Raw genomic sequence first — 1,486 nt, 5'->3', positions numbered from 1 at the left:
GACTATGCGTTGTGGAACGGTTATCTGTAGGGATTGGTCGCCCTTCGACATATCGCCACTCTGCTGAAAACACAGGGCAAGAACCCGATTCCAAAGGTTGAGGATCCCGACTATCTTGGTGGGTGTTGACCCAGGAAGCAAGCCATGCTGCTGACCACTACAGACGTGCTCCAAGGTAGAGAGGTTGAGCGTTACTTGGGCATTGTTACCGCCGAGGTAGTTTATGGCACCAATGTTCTACGGGACTTCCTTGCTACCCTCCGCAACATCATCGGGGGACGCACAAGAACCTATGAAGAAGTTCTCGAGAATGCCCAGAAAAAGGTTTTGGAAGAGTTGGAGCAGCGAGCCAAACGTTTGGGAGCAAATGGCATCCTAGGCGTTAGCATTCATACCAACATGAGCACGACAATGATCCTCGTTACCGCCGCCGGCACCGCCGTTAAGCTCCGCTGACGGATGCTTCTGTTGAAGGTTTCCCTTTCTCGGAAGATGATGGCAGCCTGTTCTCAGGCCAGGCTTTCCATCACCGCCTCGTCGATCTCGAAATTGGCATAGACATTCTGCACATCGTCTAGGTTGTCGAGACGCTCCATCAGGGCAAGCACTGACTTGGCCGTATCGGGATCCTCCACATGCACCTCAGTGGATGGGATCCAGCGGATGGCCGCATCTTGCACTGGGTAGCCCTCTTTTTTCAGGTAGGTGGCCACCTGCTCCAGCAAAGAGTAGTCGCAGTACACCTCTGCTCCTGTGCCTTCCACCTTGAAGTCGTCTCCTCCCGCTTCCGCCACCGCCAGCAACAGGGCTTCGGGATCCAACACCTCCTCCAGGCTGATCACCCCTTTTTGCCGGAACAGCCAGCTCACGCAGCCGGCTTCTCCCAAGCTGCCGCCGGTTTTGCTGAAGGCTTCTCGCACCTCGGCAGCCGTGCGGTTGCGGTTGTCGGTCATGGCCTCGATCAACACAGCCACCCCACCGGGGCCGTAGCCCTCGTAGCGAACTTCTTCCAGGGGGCTGTCGTCGCTCCAGTTGCCGGCTCCCTTGGCAATGGCTCGTTCAATGTTTTCGCTGGGCATCCCCGCTGCTTTGGCTTTCTCCACTGCCGCCCGCAACTGAAAATTCCCATCCGGATCTGGCAAGCCGTTGCGAGCTGCCACGATGATGGCCCGCGAGAGTTTGGTAAAGAGGCTGCCCTTTTTGGCATCTACACGGGCCTTTTGCCGTTTAATGTTGGCCCACTTGCTGTGTCCTGCCATGCCGCCACACACCAGTCAAGCAATGAATTGGAGGGATCCCTCCACTTTTGAAGCCTAGATCACCTCGGCTCAGGACTCAACCCCACGGCAACTGGGAGGGTACCGGCCTGGTCACAAATTATAGTTAGTTATTTCAAACAGCAGTGAAACGGTTCGTTATGTCGATTCCTAACTCCCTCTCCCAGAGAGAAACTGGGGGTAAGGGCAGCGGCGCGGAGCGCTTGGGG

General features: G+C 56.3%; 2 protein-coding genes. One reads left to right on the top strand and one right to left on the bottom strand.

All coding sequences use genetic code 11. From position 1 onward, the window contains the following. Nucleotides 1-144 precede the first annotated feature (144 nt). Complete coding sequence (locus NW819_RS09140; RefSeq protein WP_414330438.1) at nt 145-456, top strand: YbjQ family protein; 312 nt, start codon at nt 145-147, stop codon at nt 454-456. A 53-nt stretch (nt 457-509) separates the two neighbouring features. Here the strand turns inward: NW819_RS09140 and NW819_RS09135 are convergent, their stop codons facing one another. Continuing rightward, nucleotides 510-1,259 carry a YebC/PmpR family DNA-binding transcriptional regulator gene (locus tag NW819_RS09135; protein WP_011432973.1) on the bottom strand — a complete coding sequence of 250 codons (750 nt, stop codon included), beginning with the start codon at nt 1,257-1,259 and terminating at the stop codon, nt 510-512. Nucleotides 1,260-1,486 lie beyond the last annotated feature (227 nt).

The organism is Synechococcus sp. R8-2, from assembly GCF_047461715.1.
GTDB lineage: Bacteria > Cyanobacteriota > Cyanobacteriia > Thermostichales > Thermostichaceae > Thermostichus.
The sequence above is the reverse complement of the archived record's forward strand: the minus strand, read 5'-3'. Positions and strand labels throughout refer to the sequence as shown.